This window comes from Brevibacterium sediminis (assembly GCF_013623905.1).
In the GTDB taxonomy this organism is placed as follows: Bacteria; Actinomycetota; Actinomycetes; order Actinomycetales; family Brevibacteriaceae; genus Brevibacterium; species Brevibacterium sediminis.
Genome location: NZ_JABKDD010000008.1, coordinates 20094 through 41188, shown reverse-complemented (window position 1 = coordinate 41188; position 21095 = coordinate 20094). Strand labels below are relative to the sequence as shown.

The 21095-nt window shown below is 64.6% G+C and carries 19 protein-coding genes; 11 read left to right on the top strand and 8 right to left on the bottom strand.

All coding sequences use genetic code 11. From position 1 onward, the window contains the following. Positions 1–14 precede the first annotated feature (14 nt). Positions 15–1187, top strand: coding sequence for a DUF4192 family protein (locus HK108_RS12045; protein WP_181271713.1), 1173 nt, complete (start codon positions 15–17; stop codon positions 1185–1187). A gap of 295 nt (positions 1188–1482) precedes the next feature. Continuing rightward, the gene (locus HK108_RS12040; protein WP_181271712.1) at positions 1483–2952 is read left to right on the top strand and encodes an RNA polymerase sigma factor; all 1470 of its coding nucleotides are present in this window, start codon (positions 1483–1485) and stop codon (positions 2950–2952) included. Positions 2953–3036: 84 nt separating this feature from the next. Here the strand turns inward: HK108_RS12040 and HK108_RS12035 are convergent, their stop codons facing one another. Then, a complete protein-coding gene (locus HK108_RS12035; RefSeq protein WP_181271711.1) occupies positions 3037–3885 on the bottom strand; it encodes an N-acetylmuramoyl-L-alanine amidase in 849 nt (282 codons plus the stop codon). 126 nt (positions 3886–4011) lie between these two features. Between HK108_RS12035 and HK108_RS12030 the strand changes: the two genes are divergently transcribed. Next, positions 4012–6123: a DNA gyrase/topoisomerase IV subunit B gene (locus tag HK108_RS12030; RefSeq protein WP_181271710.1), complete on the top strand. Its 2112-nt coding sequence runs from the start codon at positions 4012–4014 to the stop codon at positions 6121–6123. Between the two features lie 75 nt (positions 6124–6198). On the opposite strand, the gene HK108_RS12025 is transcribed toward HK108_RS12030, so the two are convergent. Together HK108_RS12025 and HK108_RS12020 are read right to left on the bottom strand one after the other, a co-directional pair. Next, on the bottom strand, positions 6199–7092 hold the full coding sequence (locus tag HK108_RS12025) for a M56 family metallopeptidase (RefSeq protein WP_181271709.1): 894 nt from the start codon (positions 7090–7092) through the stop codon (positions 6199–6201). A gap of 18 nt (positions 7093–7110) precedes the next feature. Beyond that, positions 7111–7473: a BlaI/MecI/CopY family transcriptional regulator gene (locus HK108_RS12020; RefSeq protein WP_092013109.1), complete on the bottom strand. Its 363-nt coding sequence runs from the start codon at positions 7471–7473 to the stop codon at positions 7111–7113. A 242-nt stretch (positions 7474–7715) separates the two neighbouring features. On the opposite strand from HK108_RS12020, the gene HK108_RS12015 reads away from it, so the two are divergent. Genes HK108_RS12015 through cydC form a run of 3 tightly spaced genes read left to right on the top strand, consistent with a single transcriptional unit; the run spans position 7716 to position 13870 of the window. Beyond that, a complete protein-coding gene (locus HK108_RS12015) occupies positions 7716–9287 on the top strand; it encodes a cytochrome ubiquinol oxidase subunit I (protein WP_172169970.1) in 1572 nt (523 codons plus the stop codon). Between the two features lie 12 nt (positions 9288–9299). Next, a complete protein-coding gene (gene cydB, locus HK108_RS12010; RefSeq protein WP_181271708.1) occupies positions 9300–10322 on the top strand; it encodes a cytochrome d ubiquinol oxidase subunit II in 1023 nt (340 codons plus the stop codon). Beyond that, on the top strand, positions 10319–13870 hold the full coding sequence (gene cydC / locus HK108_RS12005; protein WP_181271707.1) for a thiol reductant ABC exporter subunit CydC: 3552 nt from the start codon (positions 10319–10321) through the stop codon (positions 13868–13870). The genes cydB and cydC overlap by 4 nt, the downstream gene beginning before the upstream one ends. Here cydC and sepH read toward each other — a convergent pair. Then, positions 13845–14966, bottom strand: a complete 1122-nt coding sequence (gene sepH, locus HK108_RS12000; protein WP_181271706.1) for a septation protein SepH — start codon at positions 14964–14966, stop codon at positions 13845–13847. The two genes, cydC and sepH, sit on opposite strands and share 26 nt — an antisense overlap. Before the next feature lie 328 nt (positions 14967–15294). Between sepH and HK108_RS11995 the strand changes: the two genes are divergently transcribed. Continuing rightward, on the top strand, positions 15295–16407 hold the full coding sequence (locus tag HK108_RS11995) for a ferrochelatase (protein ID WP_181271705.1): 1113 nt from the start codon (positions 15295–15297) through the stop codon (positions 16405–16407). 70 nt (positions 16408–16477) lie between these two features. Here HK108_RS11995 and HK108_RS11990 read toward each other — a convergent pair whose 3' ends face one another. Continuing rightward, positions 16478–16705, bottom strand: a complete 228-nt coding sequence (locus tag HK108_RS11990) for a hypothetical protein (protein WP_139469789.1) — start codon at positions 16703–16705, stop codon at positions 16478–16480. Between the two features lie 287 nt (positions 16706–16992). On the opposite strand from HK108_RS11990, the gene HK108_RS11985 reads away from it, so the two are divergent. Beyond that, positions 16993–17292 carry a DUF4193 domain-containing protein gene (locus tag HK108_RS11985; RefSeq protein WP_135541258.1) on the top strand — a complete coding sequence of 100 codons (300 nt, stop codon included), beginning with the start codon at positions 16993–16995 and terminating at the stop codon, positions 17290–17292. A 132-nt stretch (positions 17293–17424) separates the two neighbouring features. On the opposite strand, the gene HK108_RS11980 is transcribed toward HK108_RS11985, so the two are convergent. Continuing rightward, the gene (locus tag HK108_RS11980; RefSeq protein ID WP_139469790.1) at positions 17425–17880 is read right to left on the bottom strand and encodes a DUF3093 domain-containing protein; all 456 of its coding nucleotides are present in this window, start codon (positions 17878–17880) and stop codon (positions 17425–17427) included. Between the two features lie 64 nt (positions 17881–17944). Between HK108_RS11980 and dut the strand changes: the two genes are divergently transcribed. The 3 genes from dut to HK108_RS11965 are packed head-to-tail and all read left to right on the top strand — an operon-like array spanning position 17945 to position 19657. Then, on the top strand, positions 17945–18418 hold the full coding sequence (gene dut / locus HK108_RS11975) for a dUTP diphosphatase (RefSeq protein WP_229664113.1): 474 nt from the start codon (positions 17945–17947) through the stop codon (positions 18416–18418). A 6-nt stretch (positions 18419–18424) separates the two neighbouring features. Beyond that, a complete protein-coding gene (locus HK108_RS11970) occupies positions 18425–19273 on the top strand; it encodes a DUF3710 domain-containing protein (RefSeq protein ID WP_181271704.1) in 849 nt (282 codons plus the stop codon). A 6-nt stretch (positions 19274–19279) separates the two neighbouring features. Continuing rightward, positions 19280–19657 (top strand): OB-fold nucleic acid binding domain-containing protein, encoded by a 378-nt coding sequence (locus tag HK108_RS11965; RefSeq protein WP_139469793.1) that lies wholly within the window; start codon positions 19280–19282, stop codon positions 19655–19657. A gap of 65 nt (positions 19658–19722) precedes the next feature. On the opposite strand, the gene HK108_RS11960 is transcribed toward HK108_RS11965, so the two are convergent. Together HK108_RS11960 and HK108_RS11955 are read right to left on the bottom strand one after the other, a co-directional pair. Further along, positions 19723–20409, bottom strand: a complete 687-nt coding sequence (locus tag HK108_RS11960; RefSeq protein ID WP_181271703.1) for a potassium channel family protein — start codon at positions 20407–20409, stop codon at positions 19723–19725. Then, a complete protein-coding gene (locus HK108_RS11955; RefSeq protein WP_181271702.1) occupies positions 20406–21080 on the bottom strand; it encodes a potassium channel family protein in 675 nt (224 codons plus the stop codon). The genes HK108_RS11960 and HK108_RS11955 overlap by 4 nt, the downstream gene beginning before the upstream one ends. Positions 21081–21095: the final 15 nt, after the last annotated feature.

Sequence of the window (21095 nt, the reverse complement as noted above, 5' to 3'; positions counted from 1 at the left end):
TCAAGGAGGACGCAGTGAAGACACCGGCCCGCACACCCGAGGACATCATCGGGATCATCCCCCATACTCTCGGGTACACCCCGCGTCGCAGCCTCGTCGCTGTCATCGTCGGCACCGAGCTCAACGGGTCCCAGACCAGCTCGACCACGATGCGCATCGACTTCGACCGGGAGAGCGCGGCGCAGACGCTGTCCGAAGGCGGCGGCTGGTACGCCGACCTCGTCATGCGCGCCGGTACGGTCACCGGGGTCTTCCTCGTTCTCTACGATGATGACTATCAGCCGGTCAGCGCCTTCGGCGCCGGTGCAGACGCCGAATACGCAGAGGTCCACCGTGGTCTCATCCGGGCGGCGATCGACGAACTGGCCATCACCTTCGCCGCCAGAAGCGTCGACGCCCTCAGCGCATGGTGGGTCAACCAAGAGCACTTCGGACGCATCGACGAGGACGGCTATGACTGCACACCGCTGATCGAGGCAACCACCTCGGCGTGTGCCACGGAACTTGTCGCCGGCGGATCCAATCCAGTCAACGATCCGGAGGATCTCGTGATCGCCCCGATGCCCGCCGAAGCCTTCGCCGACAGTCGTCGCGGACACGCCGAGGAGTGGATGGGCACGGACGAGGCCTTCGCGATCCTCGCCGAGTTCTACCCGCGCCTGGACGCCATGCGGTGCGAGGAGGACGCGATCGACGAGGCGCGCATCCACGACCTCATGGACCTGCCCACCGTGATGGCACTCGATACCCTGCTCGTCGAGAAATGGTCGCGCGACGCACTCGAGATGATCCTCAGCTTCGACCACCCAGACTTCCCACCCTCCCTGGTCAAGGGACTCGACGGTGACGAACTCATCGTGATGAGCCGCCGTGTGGTCTCTCAAGCACGGGCGGCTCAACAGCTCGTCGGGCTCTCAGCGCGTGCACCCAGGCCGCGCGACATCATGCTCACCATCGCCTTCCTCAAGGACTACCTGCAGGCCGGCCACCCGCGGGCCAGAGCCAACACCTATGCCGTCATCGCCTGGTTCGAATGGTCTCTGGGCGGATCGACGATGGCGTTGAACTATGCCCGTGCCGCCCTCGGGCTCGAAGCCGAACACGGGCTGGCCGAACTCATCGTCAGCGCGGTCGATATGGGGTGCCTGCCCCGCTGGCTGACGGAGGCTCAGCGTACGACCATCTGATCGGGCCGCCGTGTACGGCGCGGACGGTCGGTCTCCCCGATGCGGACGGTCGGCCGCCTCGGCGAGATCGTTGCGAGGGGAAGGTGAGGGGGAGGCGAGGGGAACAGATTCGCAGGTCACATTGTTGTCGGGGACAGGCCGGACGGATCGTCCCGGAGTCTTCGACGGCCGATTCGCAAAGCGGGGAATAACGTGAGAAAATTAAGCGTTGACCCAGTCATTGCATGATGGGCGAACTCTGCGTTCGCCCCGGACCGCACGCGGACCACTTGACTTGGGTCTTAGTACTGTCCGAATGCATGGGGAAGTTTCAACGCTCGCGAAAGGTGAACACGTGCCCAGAGTCGACAAGGAATCCACAACGGTGACGGAGAAGTCGGAGGGAACGGCCGGCACGACCTCGACCGGTGGATCCAAGACCACTGCGGCGTCGAAGTCCACTGCGAAGAAGACGACCGCTGCCGGAGCCAAGAAGACAGCGACCGCGAAGCCGACGACCGCGAAGTCGACGGCCGCAAAGACCGAGACGGCTGCGTCGAAGAAGACGACTGCTGCGAAGAAGACAGCCGCCGCGAAGTCGACGGCTGCTCCGGCGAAGACCACGACGAAGGCCACCGCCGCCAAGGAAGCCAAGAAGGCGACCAAGGCGAAGAAGGCCGACGACGATATCGACACCACCGAGGAAGTCGAACCGGCCGCGGACGCTCTGGCCACAGAGGAGAGCCCCGCCGAGGCGACCGAGACGAAGAACTCGGAAGAGAAGGAGAAGAATGCCGCCGTGGCCGAGGCCGGTGGCTTCATCGTCTCCGATGCCGACGAAGAGGACGCGCCCGCTCAGCAGGTCGTCTCCGCCGGTGCGACCGCAGACCCGGTCAAGGACTACCTCAAGCAGATCGGCAAGGTGGCCCTGCTCAATGCCGCCGAAGAGGTCGATCTCGCCAAGCGCATCGAAGCCGGAATGTACGCCGAGCATCTGCTCGACGGCGGAGAGGTGACCGACCCGCGCGAAACGATGGACTACAAGTGGATCATCCACGACGGTCGCATCGCGAAGAACCATCTGTTGGAAGCCAACCTCCGACTCGTCGTGTCCCTGGCCAAACGCTACACCGGCCGCGGAATGCTGTTCCTCGACCTCATCCAGGAAGGCAACCTCGGCCTCATCCGCGCCGTCGAGAAGTTCGACTACACGAAGGGCTTCAAGTTCTCGACCTACGCCACGTGGTGGATCCGCCAGGCCATCACCCGCGCGATGGCCGACCAGGCTCGGACGATCCGCATTCCGGTGCACATGGTCGAGGTCATCAACAAGCTCGCCCGCGTGCAGCGCCAGATGCTGCAGGACCTCGGTCGCGAACCGACCCCGGAAGAGCTCGCGAAGGAACTCGACATGACACCCGAGCGTGTCGTCGAGGTCCAGAAGTACGGTCGCGAGCCCATCTCGCTGCACACCCCGCTCGGTGAAGACGGCGACTCGGAGTTCGGCGACCTCATCGAGGACTCCGAGGCAGTTGTGCCCTCGGACTCGGTGAGCTTCACCCTCCTCCAGGAGCAGCTGCACTCCGTGCTCGACACGCTCTCGGAACGTGAAGCGGGAGTGGTGTCCATGCGCTTCGGACTCAACGACGGTCAGCCGAAGACCCTCGACGAGATCGGCAAGGTCTACGGCGTCACCCGTGAGCGCATCCGCCAGATCGAGTCGAAGACGATGGCTAAGCTGCGTCACCCGTCCCGCTCGCAGGTGCTGCGCGACTACCTCGACTGATTCTCACCTCGGCCGGTCCACGAGCCGGATCAGTCAGCTGCGAACGCCCCTGGGATCGTCCCAGGGGCGTTCGGCGTTTCCGGGTCAGAACCAGTCGACGATGCCGTCGAACAGGGCATCGGCATATTTCCTCTGCCCGGATTTCGACTCCATGAGCTCTGCCTCCGACGGGTTGCGCATCTCTCCGCATTCGACGATGACGGCGGGAACAGATGCGTTGTTCAACCCGGCCAGATCCGGGCGACGGCTGATCGCATCCTTTCCATAGGCCCTGTTCGGGGTGAACTCCTCACCCATCGAACTCCCCACGGACTTCGCCAGGTCCCCGGAGGCCTTCTCGGTCTTCTCGTCCTCACCGGGATCGGCGACGATGATGTGGAAGCCCTTCACCGAACTCGACTCGCTGCCGTTGGCATGGATGCTCACCAGCACGTCCGCGTCGTCGGCGAACTGTCCGCGCTCGTCCACGCACGGTCCGACTCCTGCGTTGTCCTTCCGGCTGAGCACGACCTCGGCTCCGGCGTCGGTCAGCGACTTCTGCAGCTTCTTCGCCACGGCCCAGGTGAAATCGGCTTCCGGATAGTCGGAATTCGTCGAGGTGCCCGTGGTGTTGCAGGCCTTCGTTCCGCCGCGTCCGTCCGGAACCTGCCGGTTGATCCTCTCCGGATGGTCCGCATTTCCGCCGTTGTGTCCCGGATCGATCGCGATGACCTTCCCTTTGAGATCCGCCTCTTCCTCCTTCGCCGAGGCGGTGCCCGACTTCGCGTCGTCGCCTCCGTCCGCACCGTTGCCGGCAGTCGGAGACGCGTCGGTTGTCTCGGCCGCCTGACTCGTTCGTTCGGGGGCACCTGCGTCCTGGGAGCAGGCCGCCAGTCCGGGCAGGCTGAGAGCGGCGGTGAGAAGGAGACTTGGGACGAGGAGGCGATGCGGCATGACTCCATTGTTTCAGCAAAGGCGTGCCCATGGTCGGGGTCGACCGGATGCATTTCCGACACGAGCCCGAGGGAATAGGGTCCTGAGCGCGCAGCGATTAGAATTTAATCGAACGAGAGGAATTGTGTGGAAGACGAAAGCTACGGCGCCAGGCACCTGTCCGTCCTGTCCGGTCTTGAGGCGGTTCGCAAGCGACCCGGCATGTACATCGGCACGACCGATTCCCGTGGACTCATGCACTGTCTGTGGGAGGTCATCGACAACTCCGTCGACGAGGCGCTCGGAGGACACGGTTCAGAGATCCTCATCGAACTCGCCGCTGACGGATCGGTGGCCGTCACCGACAAGGGCCGCGGCATCCCCGTCGACATCGAACCGAAGACCGGGCTGACCGGCGTCGAAGTCGTCATGACCAAGCTCCATGCCGGCGGAAAGTTCGGCGGCTCCTCCTACGCTGCTTCGGGCGGACTGCACGGAGTCGGCGCCTCGGTCGTCAACGCCCTGTCCGCTCGCCTCGACGTCGAGGTCACCCGCGGATCGAAGGTGCACAAGATGTCCTTCCGCCGAGGCGTTCCCGGACGCTTCGACGACTCCTCCGGCACAGCGAGCCCCGACAACCCCTTCGAGGCCTTCCAGGAGCCGACCGGTCTCGACATCGTCGGCAAGGCCAAACGCGGCGCCACCGGCACTCGGGTCCAGTACTGGGCCGATCCGCAGATCTTCCTGTCCAAGGCTCAGTTCGACTACCCGCATCTGGTCGAACGCGCCCGTCAGACCGCATTCCTCGTGCCCGGTCTCGAGCTGCGCATCGTCGATCGTCGCGGTGCCGCCCGTGACGAGACCGGCGCCGTCATCGAGGAGCGCGAAGAGGTCTTCAAGTTCGACGGCGGAATCACCGAATTCGTCGATCACCTCTCCATCGACCCGCCGATCACCGACACCTGGCGATTGCAGAACACCGGCACCTTCAAGGAGACCGTCCCGGTCCTCAATTCCTCGGGTCACCTCGAGTCCAAGGAAGTCGAACGCGAGGTCGGCGTCGATATCGCTCTGCGCTGGGGGACCGGCTACGACACGAAGCTGAAGTCCTTCGTCAACGTCGTCGCCACTCCACAGGGCGGCACACACCTCGCCGGGTTCGAACAGGCCTGCCTGAAGGCGATGCGCAAGGCCGTCGACGCCAACGCACGCAAGCTCAAGGTCGGCAAGGACAAGCTCGAGAAGGACGATGTGCTCGCCGGCATCACCGCCGTCGTCACCGTGCAGCTGGCCGAACCCCAGTTCGAAGGGCAGACCAAGGAGGTCCTCGGCACCGCGGCAGTGCGACAGATCGTGGCGAAGACCGTGGAGTCTCAGCTCGGCGAGGTGCTTGCCTCGACCAAGCGTGCTGAGAAGCAGCAGGCCGCCGTGCTCATGGAGAAAGTCGTGGCCGAGATGAAGTCACGCATCTCCGCCCGCACCCACAAGGAGAACCAGCGACGGAAGACCGCGCTGGAAGCCTCTTCGCTGCCGGCGAAGCTCTACGACTGCCGTGACAACGGGGTGGAGAACACGGAGCTGTTCATCGTCGAGGGAGACTCGGCGATGGGTACGGCGAAGGCCGCTCGCAATTCCGACCATCAGGCGCTGTTCCCCATCCGCGGGAAGATCCTCAACGTGCAGAAGGCGACTCTGGCCGACATGCTCGCCAATGTCGAATGCTCAGCGCTCATCCAGGTCATCGGCGCCGGCTCCGGGCGCAGCTTTGATATCGACGCTGCACGGTACGGCCGAGTCATCATCATGACAGACGCCGATGTCGACGGAGCGCATATTCGCACTCTCCTGCTGACTCTGTTCTTCCGGTACATGAAGCCGCTGGTCGAGGCCGGTCGCGTCTTCGCGGCCGTGCCTCCGCTGCACCGAGTCGAGGTCGTGACGAAGCGCGGAACGCCCAATGACATCGTCTACACCTACACCGAAGCCGAGCTCCACGCTCTGCTGAAGAAGCTCGAGAAGCAGAAGAAGACCTACAAGGAGCCGATCCAGCGGTACAAGGGCCTCGGCGAGATGGATGCCGATCAGCTGGCCGAGACGACCATGGACCCGAGCATGCGCACCCTGCGTCGAGTGACGATGGAGGATGCCGAGATGGCGGAGAACACCTTCGAGCTCCTCATGGGATCATCGGTCGGGCCGCGCAAGGAATTCATCGTCTCCGGCGCTGCCGTCCTTGATGCCGAACGCATCGACAGCTGACCTCGACTGCTGAGTCAGCACCAATGCTGAGTCAGCACCGACAGATCTGAGCCCGGACCGAGAATCGGTCCGGGCTCAGATGCCGAATGAGGACGGTGTGACGATGAGCAGGGTCGGCAGGAGCAGCAGCAGAACGGCCAATCCGATCGACATCAGCCGCACGGGGATCCGCGCCGGATCCAGGGGATGCGACAGGCGCTGGATACGCTGCGCGGACAGATCACTGCGGTGATCGGGGCTGATCGCGGCGGCCGATCTCACTGCCTGAGCCAGGATCTGCGGATCGACATGGTCGCGGGCCTGATCATCGGCCATGAGCTCGATGAGCCGATTCACCGAGTTCAACCCGATCGCCGTGGCCGAGAAGTACGGCAGGGCCCGATGCCAGGCGGCGAAGGGGATGACGAGCACATCGTGCCGGAAATCCAGATGCGCCCGCTCATGGGCGATGACGGCGGTGCGCTCATCCTCGTCGAGGGCCTTGAGCAGACCGGTCGACAGGACGGCAGTGCCCTTCCGGGGCCCCTTGGGCAGGCAGTAGGCGACGGCCTCATCGGTGGTGATGATGCGCGTGTCGGGATAGGCGATCGACGGTTCGCTGAGCAGATGCAGGATCTCGTCGTGGCGCAGGCGAGTCTGCCGAGCCGAATAGAGGGTCAGGACCAGGCAGCCGAGCAGCCGACCGATGAGGAGCACGGCGATGACGAGGAAGATCCAGGCTAAGAGTGAGAGCTGAGTGTGGTCCTTGCCCCGGATGAGGTCGAAGAGTCCCTGCGGGAGACTCGTGGTCCCCGGGGCGACCGCGAAGGCGAGCGCAGCGCCGATGAGGGAGAGTCCTCCGGAGAGTCCGACAGCCTGCCAGAGGACGACCTCTGAGATCGGGTCACCGCGGAAACGCGCGAGGGCCGCAGGAATAGGCCATGCCAGCAGAAAAGCCAGCACGGCCAGAACGATTCCCACGATGGTCATTGAGGTGACCGGCCTGAGTCAGGACTGCGTCGAGTGATTGCGCCCGAGCAGATTGCGCAGCGCCTTGGTGTCGGCCTCCGAGACGGTGCCGAGGAAGCGAGCGAGGACAGCCTGACGATCCGGTGCCTGAGACAGCATCTCGGTCATCAGCTCCGCAACGTGATCCTCACGTGTCGATACCGCGACGTAGCGATGCGGACGGATGCTGCGATCGCGAGTGACAAAGCCCTTCTTCTCGAGTCGAGACAGGACAGTATGGACCGTTGTCAGCGCGAGCTCGCGATCCGAGAGGACTTCGCGGAGTTCAGCGGCACTCAACCCGTCGTCGTGGACCCAGATGGCGTCCATGACGCTGCGTTCGAGTTCACCCAGTGTTCCCACAGTTCTTTCGCCCTCAATTTCTTTGTCGGTCTGATCGCTCCAGTATATCTCTACAGCCTGTCGAATTCCACATAGGCGCGTGTGTATCGGCAGAGGGGCGGCCCTGGTCAGGGAGCTTGCCCGAGAGCATACTTGGAATGGGGAGTCTTGAATGATGAAACCACCCGGGCAGCGTTTCTACGGACTGTAGAATTCTACGTGACGTAGAAACATTGCTCGCGTGAAACCTGAATGGAGCACCCATGGAGCTGGACCCGGTCCTCATCGGACGGTGGCAATTCGGAATCACAACGGTCTACCACTTCTGGATGGTGCCGTTGACCCTGGGACTCGGCATGCTCGTGGCGGTCCTGCAGACCATCTACCATCGCACCGGCAACGAGGTGTACCTGCGGAGCACGAAGTTCTTCGGCAAGCTCTTCCTCATCAACTTCATCATGGGCGTGGCCACCGGCCTGGTCCAGGAATTCCAGTTCGGCATGGCGTGGAGCGAATACTCCCGCTTCGTCGGCGACGTCTTCGGCGCGCCCCTTGCGTTGGAGGCCCTGCTGGCGTTCTTCCTCGAATCGACCTTCCTCGGCCTGTGGATCTTCGGTTGGGGCCGACTGCCGCGGGCGGTTCACCTCGGCTCGCTGTGGCTGGCCGTCATCGGCACATGGATCTCGGCCTACTTCATCATCGTCGCGAACTCCTGGATGCAGCATCCCGTCGGCGTCGAAATGGTCGACGGCCGGCCCGTGATGACCGACGTCTGGGCGGTCCTCGGCAACAACACCGCAATCGCCGCATTCACGCATACGATCTTCGGTGCCCTGGCAGTGGGCGGATCCTTCCTCCTCGGCATCTCCTGGTACCACCTCTACCATCGGCGCAAGGCCGGAATCGACACCGTCGGTGCCGACGGCAAAGTCATCGTGGGCTCCTCGAAGGAGCTTCCCGGACGGGACAAGACGGACCATGCGGTGTGGATCAAATCCCTGCGCATCGGCGCGATCGTCGGGGTCCTCGCCTTCGCCGGCGTCTCGATCACCGGTGACGTCCAAGCCAAGCTGATGTTCGATCAGCAGCCCATGAAGATGGCCTCCGCCGAGGCGGCCTGCCACGACGGCACCCAATTCTCCGTCCTCACGATCGCCGATCCGTCGTCGAACGACTGCGACGGAGTGCAGAACATCTTCGAGATCCCCGGTCTGCTGTCCTTCCTGGCCAACGGCGACTTCGACACCCCGGTCCACGGTGTGACGACGCTGCTGCCTGAATACCAGGAGCGCTACGGCACGCATATCCCCGACGACCCGCGGTACGGCGACCATGCCGGCGAACCCATCGACTACCAGCCGATCATGATCGTCACCTACTGGGGCTTCCGCATGATGATCGGCTTCGGCGCCCTGGCCGCCGGCGTCTGCGTCATCGGACTGTGGCTGGCCCGCAAGGGCACGGTGCCCGAGTCGAAATGGCTCAGCCGCGGATTCGTCCTGGCCATCACGGCACCGTTCCTCGCGAATTCGGCAGGATGGATCTTCACCGAAATGGGACGCCAGCCCTTCGTCGTCGCACCGAACCCGGCTCAGCTCGACGGAGTGTACATGTACACCCAGGCGGCGCTGTCACCCGAGGTGACACCGGCGATGCTGCTGTTCTCACTGATCAGTCTCACCTCCGTCTACGGAATTCTGATGGTCGTCGAACTGCGGCTGATCACTAAATACGTCAAGGGGGGAGTCGCCTCGGCGATGCCCGAACTCGACCAGACGAATACGAAACCCACGATCACCGACAACGGCGACGACGTCCTGTCGTTCGCGTACTGAGGGAAGGTCACGATGGAAATCCTCGCCACAATCTGGTTCGTCCTCATCGTCGTGCTCTGGATGGGGTACCTGTTCCTCGACGGCTTCGACCTCGGCGTGGGCATGATGATGCCCTTCCTCAGCCGCAGCGAACGCAGCAAGCGCGTTCTGCTCAACTCGATCGGTCCGGTCTGGGAAGGCAACGAGGTCTGGCTGATCACCGCGGCCGGAGCGATGTTCGCCGCATTCCCACACTGGTACGCTTCACTGTTCTCCGCGCTCTACATTCCACTGACCATCTGCCTGCTCGCGCTGATCTTCCGCGCCGTGGCCATCGAATACCGCGGCAAAGGGCACTCGGAGAGGTGGAAGACCTTCTGGACCTGGGCTCTGGCCGTGGGATCGGCCGGAACAGCCTTCTGCATCGGTGCGATGCTCGCACTGACGACCATCGGGCTGCCGCTCAATGATCATGGCGACATGATCGGCGGTGCCTTCGCCTGGATGTCGTGGCCGGCTCTCGCCGGCGGACTCGGCGGGCTCGGCTTCTCCCTGGCCCACGGGCTCATCTTCCTCGGTCTCAAGACGCAGGGCGAGGTCCGGGCGCGGTCGCGGCGCTGGGCCGGTCGGATCATGCTGCCGGCCGCGATTCCGTTCCTCATCTGGTTCGCCTCCTCGATCACCCAGCGGACCTGGCTCATCGTGCCAGTGCTCGTTGCGGTCGTCGCTCTCATCTTCGCGTTCGTCGCGGTCCGCGCCGGTGCCGAGAAGCGCGCCTTCATCCTGCACGGGATCTATCTCATCGCCGGTCTGACCGCCGTCTTCGCCGGTGTCTTCCCGAACGTCCTGCCCTCGACGATCGACCCGGCGAACTCGCTGACGATCGCTGCGGCATCCTCGTCGGACTACACCTTGAACGTCATGCTCATCGTGACGATCGTGATCCTGCCGATCATCATCGCCTACCAGATCTTCAGCTACCGGATGTTCCTCGGCCGCATCGCCGAGACCCACATCCCCGAAGCTCACAAGCTGCCGGTGGCGATCCGATCGTGAGCTCACCCCTGTCGATCCTGCTCGAGCTGCCCACCGGTCGGCGGGGGTTGGCACTGTCGGTGCTCTCCGCCCTGTGCCGGTCGGTGGGAATCGTCCTCATCGCCGAAGCCCTGGTGAGAGCCATCATCGGCCACAGCGCGCCCGGGCTGTGGGTGGTCCTCGGCGCCCTCGGCGCGCTGCTGCGCGGCGGCGGACTCTGGCTCGACCGCAGTCTGGGCACCAGCCTGGCAGCCGTTTCGAAACAGGGTCTGCGGCGCTCGATCCTCTCCGGTCTGCTGCGCGGCCGGGGACGCCCGCGGACGAATGCGGCGGTCACGGTCACCCGCGGAATCGACGATCTCGACGACTACTTCACCACGGTGGTGCCGGCCCTGACCGCGGCCGCGGTGGTGCCCATCGTGCTGCTGGTGCGCATCGTCTTCAGCGATGTCCTCTCGGCGGTCATCATCGCGGTGTGCCTGCCGTTGGTGCCGATGTTCATGGTGCTCATCGGCCGCTACACGGCAGAGTCGACCTCCGAGACCATGGCGGCTCTGGAGCGGCTGTCGGATCACCTGGCCGAACTCGCCGAGGGGCTGCCCGTCCTCATCGGTCTCGGCCGTTCTCGCGATCACGCGCGCCGGCTGCGGGAACTGGGGGAGCGCTACCATCAGGCGAACCTCACGACGCTGCGCATCGCGTTCCTCTCCAGTTTGGCGCTCGAGCTCATCGCCACGATCTCGGTGGCGCTCGTGGCCGTGGTCATCGGTCTGCGCCTGGTCAATGGGTCGATGGAGCTGGGCGATGGCCTGTTGGTCCTGCTCATCGCGCCCGAATGCTTCATCCCTCTGCGGGAGCTCGGGGCCGGCTATCATGCGAGCGAGAACGGACGCGAAGCTCGTGAGAGAGCCCGGTCGCTGCTGTCGGAGACACGGTCGGCAGATGCGGAGACGCCGTCGGCGGCTGCGGGGGCACGCGCGCTCGATGCCTTCGGCTGGCCGGGGGACCAGTGGGTTCGCTATGCCGACGGCACACTCATCACGTGGTCGGGCGACATCGACACCCGGCCGGGAGTGACGACGATCAGCGGCCGGTCCGGAACCGGCAAGTCGACCGTGCTCGGTGCGCTGGTCGGCAGTCTGCCTGCCGACGCGCACACCACCGCCGATCCGGTGAGCGCGGCCTACGTGCCGCAGGCTCCACTCATGTTCGCCGAGACCATCGGCGCCGAACTGGCACTCTTCGGACTCGACGACGACCAAGCTCGGACGGCCCTGTCCGCCGCCGAACTGCCCACCGATCTGTGTGTGCAGACGGCGGCGCTAAGCCCCGGCCAACAGCGTCGGCTGGCCCTCGTGCGAGTGCGGCACCGCCTCGGTGACGGGGCCGAGCTGCTCGTCCTCGACGAACCGACCGCCCACCTCGACGCCGACAATGCCGCCATCGTCATCGACATGATCGCCGAGGCGGCCGCCACCCACCGCGTGATCCTCGCCAGCCATGACGAACAGGTTCGCGCGCTGGCCGACACAGAGATCCGCCCGGAGAAGACGCACTTTGAAGCGGCAGAGAACGGTGCACCAGCGGAATCAAAGTCGACCGTGATCGCGGATCAGGCCCGAACCGACGCCGCCGAGGTTCCTGCAACAAGGGCGCGGACTGAAGTTCCCGCTCCGGCGGAACGGACGGGTTCGGGCAGCGAGCCCGGGCCTCGGTCCGACGTCGAGCGGCACCCGGATGTCTCGACGCAGCACTCCGGAGGCGAGTCCTGGACAGCTGCACTGCGACGTCGCTGGTCGATACTGGGCTCGAGCCTGCCGCTGTTCACCCCGACCATGCTGGTGGCCGCGCTCACCGCCTGCGCGTCCAGCCTCGCGGCCATCGCTCTGACTGCCGTCTCCGCATGGCTCATCGTCGAAGCTTCGTACCAGCCGCCGATCATGCTGCTCATGATCGCCATCGTCGGTGTGCGATTCTTCGGGCTCAGCCGCTCCGTGCTGCTCTACGCCAGTCGGCTGAGACTCCACTCGGCGATCTTCGCCGCGCTCACGAAACTGCGCACACGGCTGTGGGAGCACTTCGAGCGCGTAGGCATGAGTGATCGGCGGCTGCTGACCTCGGATTCGGCGCTGCGCGCCATGGTCGCCGACGCCGACGACGTCCGCGACCTGGTGCCCCGGACTCTGTTCCCGCCTTTCGTCTCCATCATGGTCGTCATCGGCGTGAGCATCACCGCAGCACTTCTCGACGTGAGGTCACTGGTCTGGTTCATCCTGGTGGGCGCCGTCAACCTCGTCATCGTCCCGATTCTCGTCATCCGGGCAGAGAGCCGGTTGGCGTACGGAATCAGGGAGGACCGCAACCGGATCCTGTCCGTGCTCACTCGCGCTCTGTACGCAAAGGACGACCTGCGCACGAACCGGGTCGACTCTGCGGTCCTCGGCCTGTTGGCCGACTTGGAGGCCGACCTCGAGAAGAAGCAGAAGGCCTCTGCCCGCAACTTCGGGCTCGCCCAACTGTGGCTGCAGCTGAGCACGTTCACCACCGCAGTGATCCTCGCGGTGTCCACGGTTGCTCCGACCGAGATCGTCGCGGTGCTCTCCCTCATGGCCTTGGGCCTGGGCGAAGTGTTCGCTTCGGCACTCGAAGCGTTCCGCCAGCTGCCCGCCCTGGGGTCGGCACTGGACTGTCTGCCCAATGCGGACAGTGCGGCGGACCGCGAAGCCGAGGACTCGGGACTCGACGTCGAAGTGCAGGCTCCTGCTGCCGGAACCACGGCCGGCGAGAGCGACGACTCGTCGTGCCGCTCTGGCCCGGTCGAGCTCGTCGGCGTCGACGCCCTCGAATTCGATGAGATCACCGTCGGATGGGACGATCAGGCTGTCGTCGCAGGACTGGACCTGAGAGCTCAACGCGGCAGTTGGACCGTGCTGTGCGGTGACAGCGGAACCGGTAAGACGACGAGCCTGAGCGTGCTCCTGCGGTTCCTCGACCCCTGGTCCGGCAGCTACCGCGCCCGTGACCGGAGCGGGACCGACCACGATATGCTCACCTGCTCACCCGAAGACCTCGTCGGCCGAATCGCCTGGTGCCCTCAGGAGGCACACGTCTTCCGCTCCACAGTGCGCGGCAATCTCGCACTCGCCGGGCGGTCGGTCCCCGGGGACGACGAGATGATCTCCGTGCTGAAAGCGGCAGGGCTGAGCGACTGGGCCGATGCAGAGGTGCTCGAACGGTGGGTCGGCGACCACGGAGCGGAGATCTCCGGCGGTCAGCGACAGCGTTTGGCGGTGGCCAGAACCCTGCTGACCGGAGCCGATGTGATCGTCCTCGACGAACCGACAGCGCACTTGGACGATGAGACGGCTCGGCTGCTCATCGACGATCTCCGTGGGAGCCTGGGCGACCGCACGGTCGTCATGGTCACCCATGACAGGACACTGATCTCGGACGGCGATGAGGTCGTCGACCTCGGCACAGTCGAACCGGGTGCAGCGGACCTCGGCTCACGCGATCCGAGGGCGAACACTCGAGAGTCTGAGGTCAGTCCCGCTTCGATCCGAACATGATCTCGTCCCAGCTCGGGATCGAGGCTCGCGAGTTCTTCTTCGACTTCGGCTTCGTATCCTTCGCCGAGGCGGAGTCCTTGAACTGGTCGTCGTGATCGCTCACTCCGGGCTCGTTGAGCAGGGAGAGCTGATTCTCGTCGTCGAAGACGCCGACCTTCTCGGTCGGCTCCTGCGGTTCCTCAGCCGAGGCAGCCGCATCTTCGAAGGCGAAGACTTCGTCATCGGTGGCGGCTTCGGGCTGGCCTGGAGCGGTGTGCGCTCCCTGTGGGTGAGTCTCGGGGTCCTCGGTGACTGCACGCAGACGGGTCCGCGGCTCTTCCTCGGCGTGGCGGCGCTTGCGCAGGTTCTCCAGGATCCGGCCGGTCTCGGCCTGATGATCGCGGGCCTGCTGCGACGGCGCCGAACCGGCGGTGGGCCGGACCGGTCCGTCGGCGGCGATCGACGCGGACGACTGATCGGTCGCCGGGAGGACATCGACCTCCTCGGTGGTCCTCTGTCGTTCGGCACCGCTGCCGTAGTTCGGGATCGGTCCGGTGTCGGTGGGACCGGAATCGGCGAGCCACTTCGCCTCGTCGTCGATCGGGGTCAGCGAACGGCGGTAGTAATGCCAGCTGGCGGTGCGGACACGATCAGCGGCGGTGAAGCTGAGTTGGATGTACCAGTTGCCGTCCTGCTGCTTCCAGGAATCCCACTCCATCGTCTCGATATCGACGTCGCGCATCGCCAGGCGTTCCTGACACAGCTCGATGAGCGGAGTCGGTTCGCCGTTGGGATCATGATCGGAATAGATGGGATGGCGGCTGGCGAGGTAGGCGGTGCGTTCGCGTTCGGCCATCGCCGGACCTTCGTAGGTGCGCACGTATTCGATGTCGGCACCGGTGGCGGCCACGACCTCCTCGGCGTCCATGCCGCCGCGGATCATGGCCTGGATCTCTTTCGGGCGCACGGGAGTCTCGGACTTGGGGTGGGAGCGGTCCCTGCGGACCGCGGCGAAGAGAGCCTCATCGAGGACGACTCGGTACTGAAGCCCGTTCTCGTCGTTCAACAGCAGATGTGTGCCGTCTGCGTTGACTCCGTTCAAGATCAGTTCACGCATTGCCTTAAGCTCCTTTGTCGCGTCTCAGAAGCATCGTGTCACGTTCGGCGCGTCGTGCCGGGCAGATTTCCGCGCGAGTCGCGAAATCACGGGGCAGATCGGGAGCCGGCGGGGTGATTCTGTGAGACCGGCCACGCACGTGCGAGAAATGTGCGAAAGGGGAACCTGCGCGTCGGCTCCGACAGCGTCGCCACCACGCCGCCGGCGTCGCCACGACACCGGCGAGGGCGGGCGTCGGACCCTCCGGTCGGCGTCTGCACCGTGAGTGGGCGCGGCTCACTGTGCGGACAGCGGGCCGAGCGGCTCTACAGTCTGTAAAATCGGGAAGGTGAATACGACTGCACCCATCGACGCCCTGATCCTCATGTCATTCGGAGGACCGGAGGCCCCAGAAGAAGTGGTTCCATTCCTGCGCAACGTCACCGCCGGCCGCGGGATTCCCGAGGAACGGCTCGAGGAGGTGGGGGAGCACTATTTCGGTTTCGGAGGCAAGTCTCCGATCAACGACCAGAACAAGGCGCTGCTGGCCGCGCTGCGCGACGAACTCGATCGCCGCGGAATCGAGACCCCGCTGATCTGGGGCAACCGCAACTGGGATCCTTATCTCACCGACGAGGTGCGCAAGCTGGCACAGGACGGTGCCACGCAGTTCCTCTCGATCGACACCTCCGCGTATTCCTCCTACTCGTCGTGCCGGCAGTACCGTGAGGACTTCGCGAAGACGATCGACACGCTCAAGGACGAGGGTCTCAACGTCTCGATCGACAAGATCCGTCAGTTCTACAACCATCCCGGCTACGCCGACGCCTGCGCCGACTGCCTGGGCGACGGCGTCGCCGATTTCCGGTCGAAGGTCGGGCAGATCGATTCGACCAAGCACCGGATCCTCTTCGTCACCCACTCGATCCCGAACGTCATGCAGGACGCCTCAGAGGTGACCACCAACGGATACCGGGCCCAGCACGAAGAACTCATCGACCACCTCATGGGGCGCATCGATGAGGCCGATCGTGTTCCGTCCGAACTCGTCTACTGCTCACGTTCCGGCTCACCTGAGGTGCCCTGGCTCGAACCCGATGTCAACGACCGGATGACCGAACTTGCCGAGGAGGGGGTGACCGGTGTCGTGCTCGTGCCCATCGGTTTCATCTCCGACCATATGGAGGTCGCTTTCGACCTCGACACCGAAGCGAAGGAGACTGCTGAGGAACTCGGTCTCGACTTCACCCGGGTCGACACCGTCGGCACTCATGTCGCCTTCGTCAGGGGACTCGTCGACCTCGTCGAGGAGCGCGTGGCTCAGCTGCGCGGGGAAGACGTCGACGTTCCGGCTCTGCCCGGGACGAAGGCTCTGGTGCCTGGCAGCGGAGCCTGCAGCATCGACTGCTGCCGCGGCCGCATCGAACGTGCAACCTATCCGAACTGGGCCATGGCGAACTGAGTCCTGAAGACGAATGAACCCTCCCTCACCGAATCGGTGGGGGAGGGTTCTTCTCTCTGCGTGTGTTCTTTCAGTAGTCGTCGGGACTCGGGATGACCGGCAGGGCTCCCGTCTCGGCCTGGATCACCTCGGCGATGGGACCGGTGTCGACATCGTTGCGTCCGGCCAATTCCATCAGGTTCTGCAGGTCGTCGATGAGATTTTCGACGAGAAAGTCGTCACCGGCGGAACGGGCCTCGTGAATGCGATGACGGACATCATCGATTCGTGTGTCGAGCTGATCAGCGAATTCACTCATTGTGGATCCGTCCTTCCTCGGGCCGCCTCCACAGGGGACGAACCCGGTATTCGACCGACAGAGCGTGCTGTCGGTGCTGTCCATCACAAGCATTCTTGCAGAGCATTTCGTGAACTCTATGTGTGCTCCGTCCATGCGGACAAGCTGGTGACGAGAATCACCGCATCAGGTGCTCATTCCATCTTGCCAACGGCAAGCATACAGTGCACAATGCTGGGGACACATCTCGGAAGAGGAGAAGATGCTCCTCTTCGGCACCCCCTCCGGACAGAGAGCGATGAGGCCATATGGCAACAGACTACGACGCACCTCGCAAGCAAGACGATGAGATCAAAAGCGATTCGATCGAGCAGCTCAAGGCCCAGCGTTCCCAGGCTCAGGCGAGCAAGATCGACGAAGACGAGACTGCAGTAGCCGAAGGCTTCGAACTTCCCGGTGCGGACCTGTCGAACGAAGAGCTCTCCGTTCGGGTCCTGCCGAAGCAGAACGATGAGTTCACCTGCATGGAGTGCTTCCTGGTCCGCCATCGTTCTCAGCTTGCGACCGAAGAAGGCGGTGTCCCCATCTGCACAGACTGTGCAGGCTGAATCGCTTCTCTTCGCGAAAACCCGAAAACGGACCGCGCCCTCGACAGGGTCGCGGTCCGTTCTTCTCCCCTTACTACCTGACGGCGGCCCAGCAACCTCGCGCGAGGTTGCTGGGCCGCCGTCAGGTAGTAATCAGGGGGTGAGGGCGGCGGCTAGTTTGTGGGGGTGACGGCTCGAGACGAGCCAGTACGGGGTCGGATCCGTCTCATCGTCGAGATCGATGCGGACGACGGATTTCACCCACGGGCGGATCTTGAGGAAGGCGCGGGCGTCGAGATCGACACCGCGGGCCTGCCGGGCCTCCTCGCCGTCGAAGGCGACCGCACCCGGAACGAACGTGCGGTCGATATGAGCTTCGCCGACGAACAGCTGTCGTTCGGTGACGATGATCGTCAGCGTCAGCGAATTCAGCCACCAGGCGAAGAGGACGAAGCTGACGACGGGAAGGATGATGGTGCCGAGCTGCCAGACGGGCATGACCATGAGTGCCGTGGACAGAGCGGCCACCACGACGAGGATCCACATGCCGACCGAGGGGCGGACCTTCTCCTGATAGACCACGTGGGTTCCGGATTGAGTTGTTGCCATGCGGCCATTGTCCCATAGCGAGAAGTTTGGCCACGCTCAGGCTGGAGCGTTAGAGTGCATCTTTGTGACGGAAACCGTGAAGATCAACCTCCAGCTCCTTGACGCGGGCATGAGCGCGCCCGGCTACGCGCATGCGAGCGACGCCGGTGCAGACCTGCATTCGGCGATCGACTTCGTGCTCGAACCGTTCGAGCGCCGTGTCGTTCCGACCGGAATCGCGATCGCCCTGCCAGAGGGCTATGCGGCCTTCGTGCATCCGCGTTCGGGCCTGTCGAGCAAGCACGGAGTCACGGTCGTCAATGCGCCGGGCACCATCGACGCCGGCTACCGCGGCGAGATCAAGGTGCCGCTGATCAACCTCGACGCGAAGACCCCGCTGCGCGTCGTGCGCGGAGACCGCATCGCCCAACTCGTGATCCAGAGGATCGCCCACGCCGACTTCGACATCGTCGAATCCCTCGAAGACAGCGCCCGCGGCGCCGGGGGATTCGGATCCACCGGCGGAATCGTCGCCGGCCTCAGCGAAAAGGAGAAGTGAGGACTTATGGGACTGTTCTCCCGGTTCAAGAAATCCACACCGACCGATGACGACGTCCGCGCCGACGACGAACTCACCGACGACGATGAGCTCGACGCTCAGGACACCGACACCGAGGCGGCCGATCGTGCAGACGACGACGCCGATGACGACGAGGCAGAGTCCGCCGCAGAGGCGGCCGAGTCCGATGACGATGTCGACGAGGAAGAAGCGCGGCTGGAGAAGTCCGCACCCTTCGACCGGTCCGAGAATGGCCCCTTCGACATCTCCGAGGAGTACCCGGAGCATGACCGCCTCGACCTCGGCGCGCTCAAGGTGCCCGTCGTCGACGGCATGCAGGTGCGCCTGGACACGGACGACGATTCTCAGCGCGTGCTGGCCGTCACCCTCATCCACGACGGTGGAGGCATCCAGCTGCAGGCGTTCGCAACCCCACGCTCCGAGGGCCTGTGGAACACGGTGCGCGGTCAGCTCGCCGAATCCGTGACCAAACAGGGTGGGGAATCGACCGAGCTGCACACCTCTCTCGGCAAGGAGCTGGCCATCGAGGTTCCGGCGAAGACGGAATCCGGTCGCCCCGGCAAACGCGCCATGCGCTTCGCCGGCATCGACGGACCACGCTGGTTCGTCCGCGCCGTGTTCTCCGGCAAGGCCGTGACCGATGACGAGGTGCGTGCCGAACTCTCCGCACTCTTCCGCGGAGTCGTCGTCGATCGCGGTGAGGAGGCGATGGCTCCCCGCGAGCTCATCGCACTGACCGCACCGCAGGTCGACCAGGACGAGGCGGAGGAGAAGAAGGACGAGGACGAACTCAACCCCTTCGAACGCGGCCCCGAGATCACAGAGGTCCGCTGAGCGCTGATGCGGAACCTCATCCCTCGCCTCGTGCGCGACTTCGGATCCCGTGAGGCCGAGGCCCGGGCTGATCTGCGACTGGTCAGCCAGATCCCCGGGGTCATTCCGGTCGAAGAGCTGGAGGCGCGAAAGACCTCACGCATCGCCGGAGTCGTTTCAGCGACCACTCAGTCGTGCAGCGCCGACAGCCCCAGGCTCGACATCACCGTCGCCGATGGCACCGGCGAAGCCCGCGCCCAGTTCCTCGGACGCCGGGAGATCAGCGGCATCCGTCCCGGGTCCCTCATCGTCTTAGAAGGACGGTTCTGCGGCAAGGACGGAGTGCTCACCGCACACAATCCCGTCTACGAACTCCTGCAGACCCGCGACGACTCCGACGACTGACCGTCCCGAGGGGCCGGGCGGCCGTCGGCCGCAGAACTGACGATCTCGGCCGCAGACGACCGGGCTCAGCCCTCTACGCTCTCGTCGGCCTTCGCAGTCTCCTGCAGCAGCGCTAGCAGCGCCGGCTCCTGATCGGGGGAGGAGAGGAAGAACAGTTCGTCTCCGGCCTCGATGACATCATCGGCGCTCGGAGCGAACGCCCGCGAATTGCGGATGATCGCCACCAGCACCGTATCGAGCGGGAAGGTGATCCCACCGACGCGCTCGGCCACGAGTTCGGCGTTCTCGTGCACTGTGAACTCGAGCAGGCCCGCCTGCCCGCGTTCGAAGCTCATGAGGTGGACCAGGCCGCCGACTTCCACGGCCTCCTCGACGAGCGCGGTCATCAGGCGCGGAGTGGAGACGGCGACATCGACGCCCCAGTTGTCGTCGAAGAGCCATTCGTTCTTCGGATTGTTCACCCGCGAGACCGTCCTGGGCACCCCGAACTCGGTCTTCGCCAACAGGGAGAGCACCAGATTGGTCTTGTCATCTCCCGTCGCGGCCACGACGACATCGGCCTCCTCCAGCCCCGCCTCGGCGAGACCGGCGAGCTCGCACGCATCGGAGAGCAGCCATTCGGCACCCGGAATGCGCTCATGGCCCAGCGCCTCCTTGCTCTGGTCGATGAGCAGGACCGAATGGTCCTTGTCCAGCAGCTCCCTGGCCACCGAACGTCCGACGGAGCCGGCTCCGGCGATGATGACCCTCATTCTTCTTCCTCCACGGTTCGCACGGGCTGATCGAGGATCCGTTCGATCTCGCCGAGGCGGTCGACCGGAGCCATGAGATGGACGAGGTCGCCGTCCTGGAGTAGCAGATCATCGTGGGCGACGATGCCCTCGGACAGGCGGGTGACATAGGAGACCCGAGCCTTGGTCCGTGTTTCGATCTCCTTGATCGGACGGGCCACCCAGCCAGGATCCAGATGCACCTCCGCCAGGACGAGGTTGCCGGAGGGCTCACGGTATTCGGTGATCGACCCCTGCGGGACGAGCTTGCGCATCACCTGCTCGGCCGTCCACCGCACGGTGGGCACGGTGGGGATGCCGAGACGTTCGAAGACCTGCGCACGGTCAGGATCGTAGATGCGGGCGGCGACATTGCTCACCCCGAAGGTCTCACGAGCGACACGCGCGGCGAGGATATTCGAATTGTCACCACTGGAGACGGCGGCGAAGGCGAAGGCCTCGGCGGTCTTCGCCTGGGACAGAGTCTCGCGGTCGAAACCGACGCCGGTGATCGTCGAACCGCTGAAATCCCGACCGAGCTTGAGGAATGCGTCGGGGTCTCGGTCGACGACTGCGACGGAGTGCCCATTCGCATCAAGGGCTTTGGCCAGGGAGGCCCCGACTCGACCGCAGCCCATAATCACGAAGTGCATGGGTAATCCTTCCCG

What these genes read in the sequence shown, in the direction of transcription:
- HK108_RS12035 (WP_181271711.1), bottom strand. Translation starts at nt 3,885, where the DNA reads ATGCCGCATCGCCTCCTCGTCCCAAGTCTCCTTCTCACCGCCGCTCTC.
- HK108_RS11965 (WP_139469793.1), top strand. Translation starts at nt 19,280, where the DNA reads ATGCGGAACCTCATCCCTCGCCTCGTGCGCGACTTCGGATCCCGTGAG.
- HK108_RS12040 (WP_181271712.1), top strand. Translation starts at nt 1,483, where the DNA reads ATGCATGGGGAAGTTTCAACGCTCGCGAAAGGTGAACACGTGCCCAGA.
- cydB (WP_181271708.1), top strand. Translation starts at nt 9,300, where the DNA reads ATGGAAATCCTCGCCACAATCTGGTTCGTCCTCATCGTCGTGCTCTGG.
- HK108_RS11980 (WP_139469790.1), bottom strand. Translation starts at nt 17,880, where the DNA reads ATGGCAACAACTCAATCCGGAACCCACGTGGTCTATCAGGAGAAGGTC.
- HK108_RS11970 (WP_181271704.1), top strand. Translation starts at nt 18,425, where the DNA reads ATGGGACTGTTCTCCCGGTTCAAGAAATCCACACCGACCGATGACGAC.
- HK108_RS12025 (WP_181271709.1), bottom strand. Translation starts at nt 7,092, where the DNA reads ATGACCATCGTGGGAATCGTTCTGGCCGTGCTGGCTTTTCTGCTGGCA.
- HK108_RS11990 (WP_139469789.1), bottom strand. Translation starts at nt 16,705, where the DNA reads ATGAGTGAATTCGCTGATCAGCTCGACACACGAATCGATGATGTCCGT.
- HK108_RS11960 (WP_181271703.1), bottom strand. Translation starts at nt 20,409, where the DNA reads ATGAGGGTCATCATCGCCGGAGCCGGCTCCGTCGGACGTTCGGTGGCC.
- HK108_RS11985 (WP_135541258.1), top strand. Translation starts at nt 16,993, where the DNA reads ATGGCAACAGACTACGACGCACCTCGCAAGCAAGACGATGAGATCAAA.
- HK108_RS12015 (WP_172169970.1), top strand. Translation starts at nt 7,716, where the DNA reads ATGGAGCTGGACCCGGTCCTCATCGGACGGTGGCAATTCGGAATCACA.
- HK108_RS11955 (WP_181271702.1), bottom strand. Translation starts at nt 21,080, where the DNA reads ATGCACTTCGTGATTATGGGCTGCGGTCGAGTCGGGGCCTCCCTGGCC.
- sepH (WP_181271706.1), bottom strand. Translation starts at nt 14,966, where the DNA reads ATGCGTGAACTGATCTTGAACGGAGTCAACGCAGACGGCACACATCTG.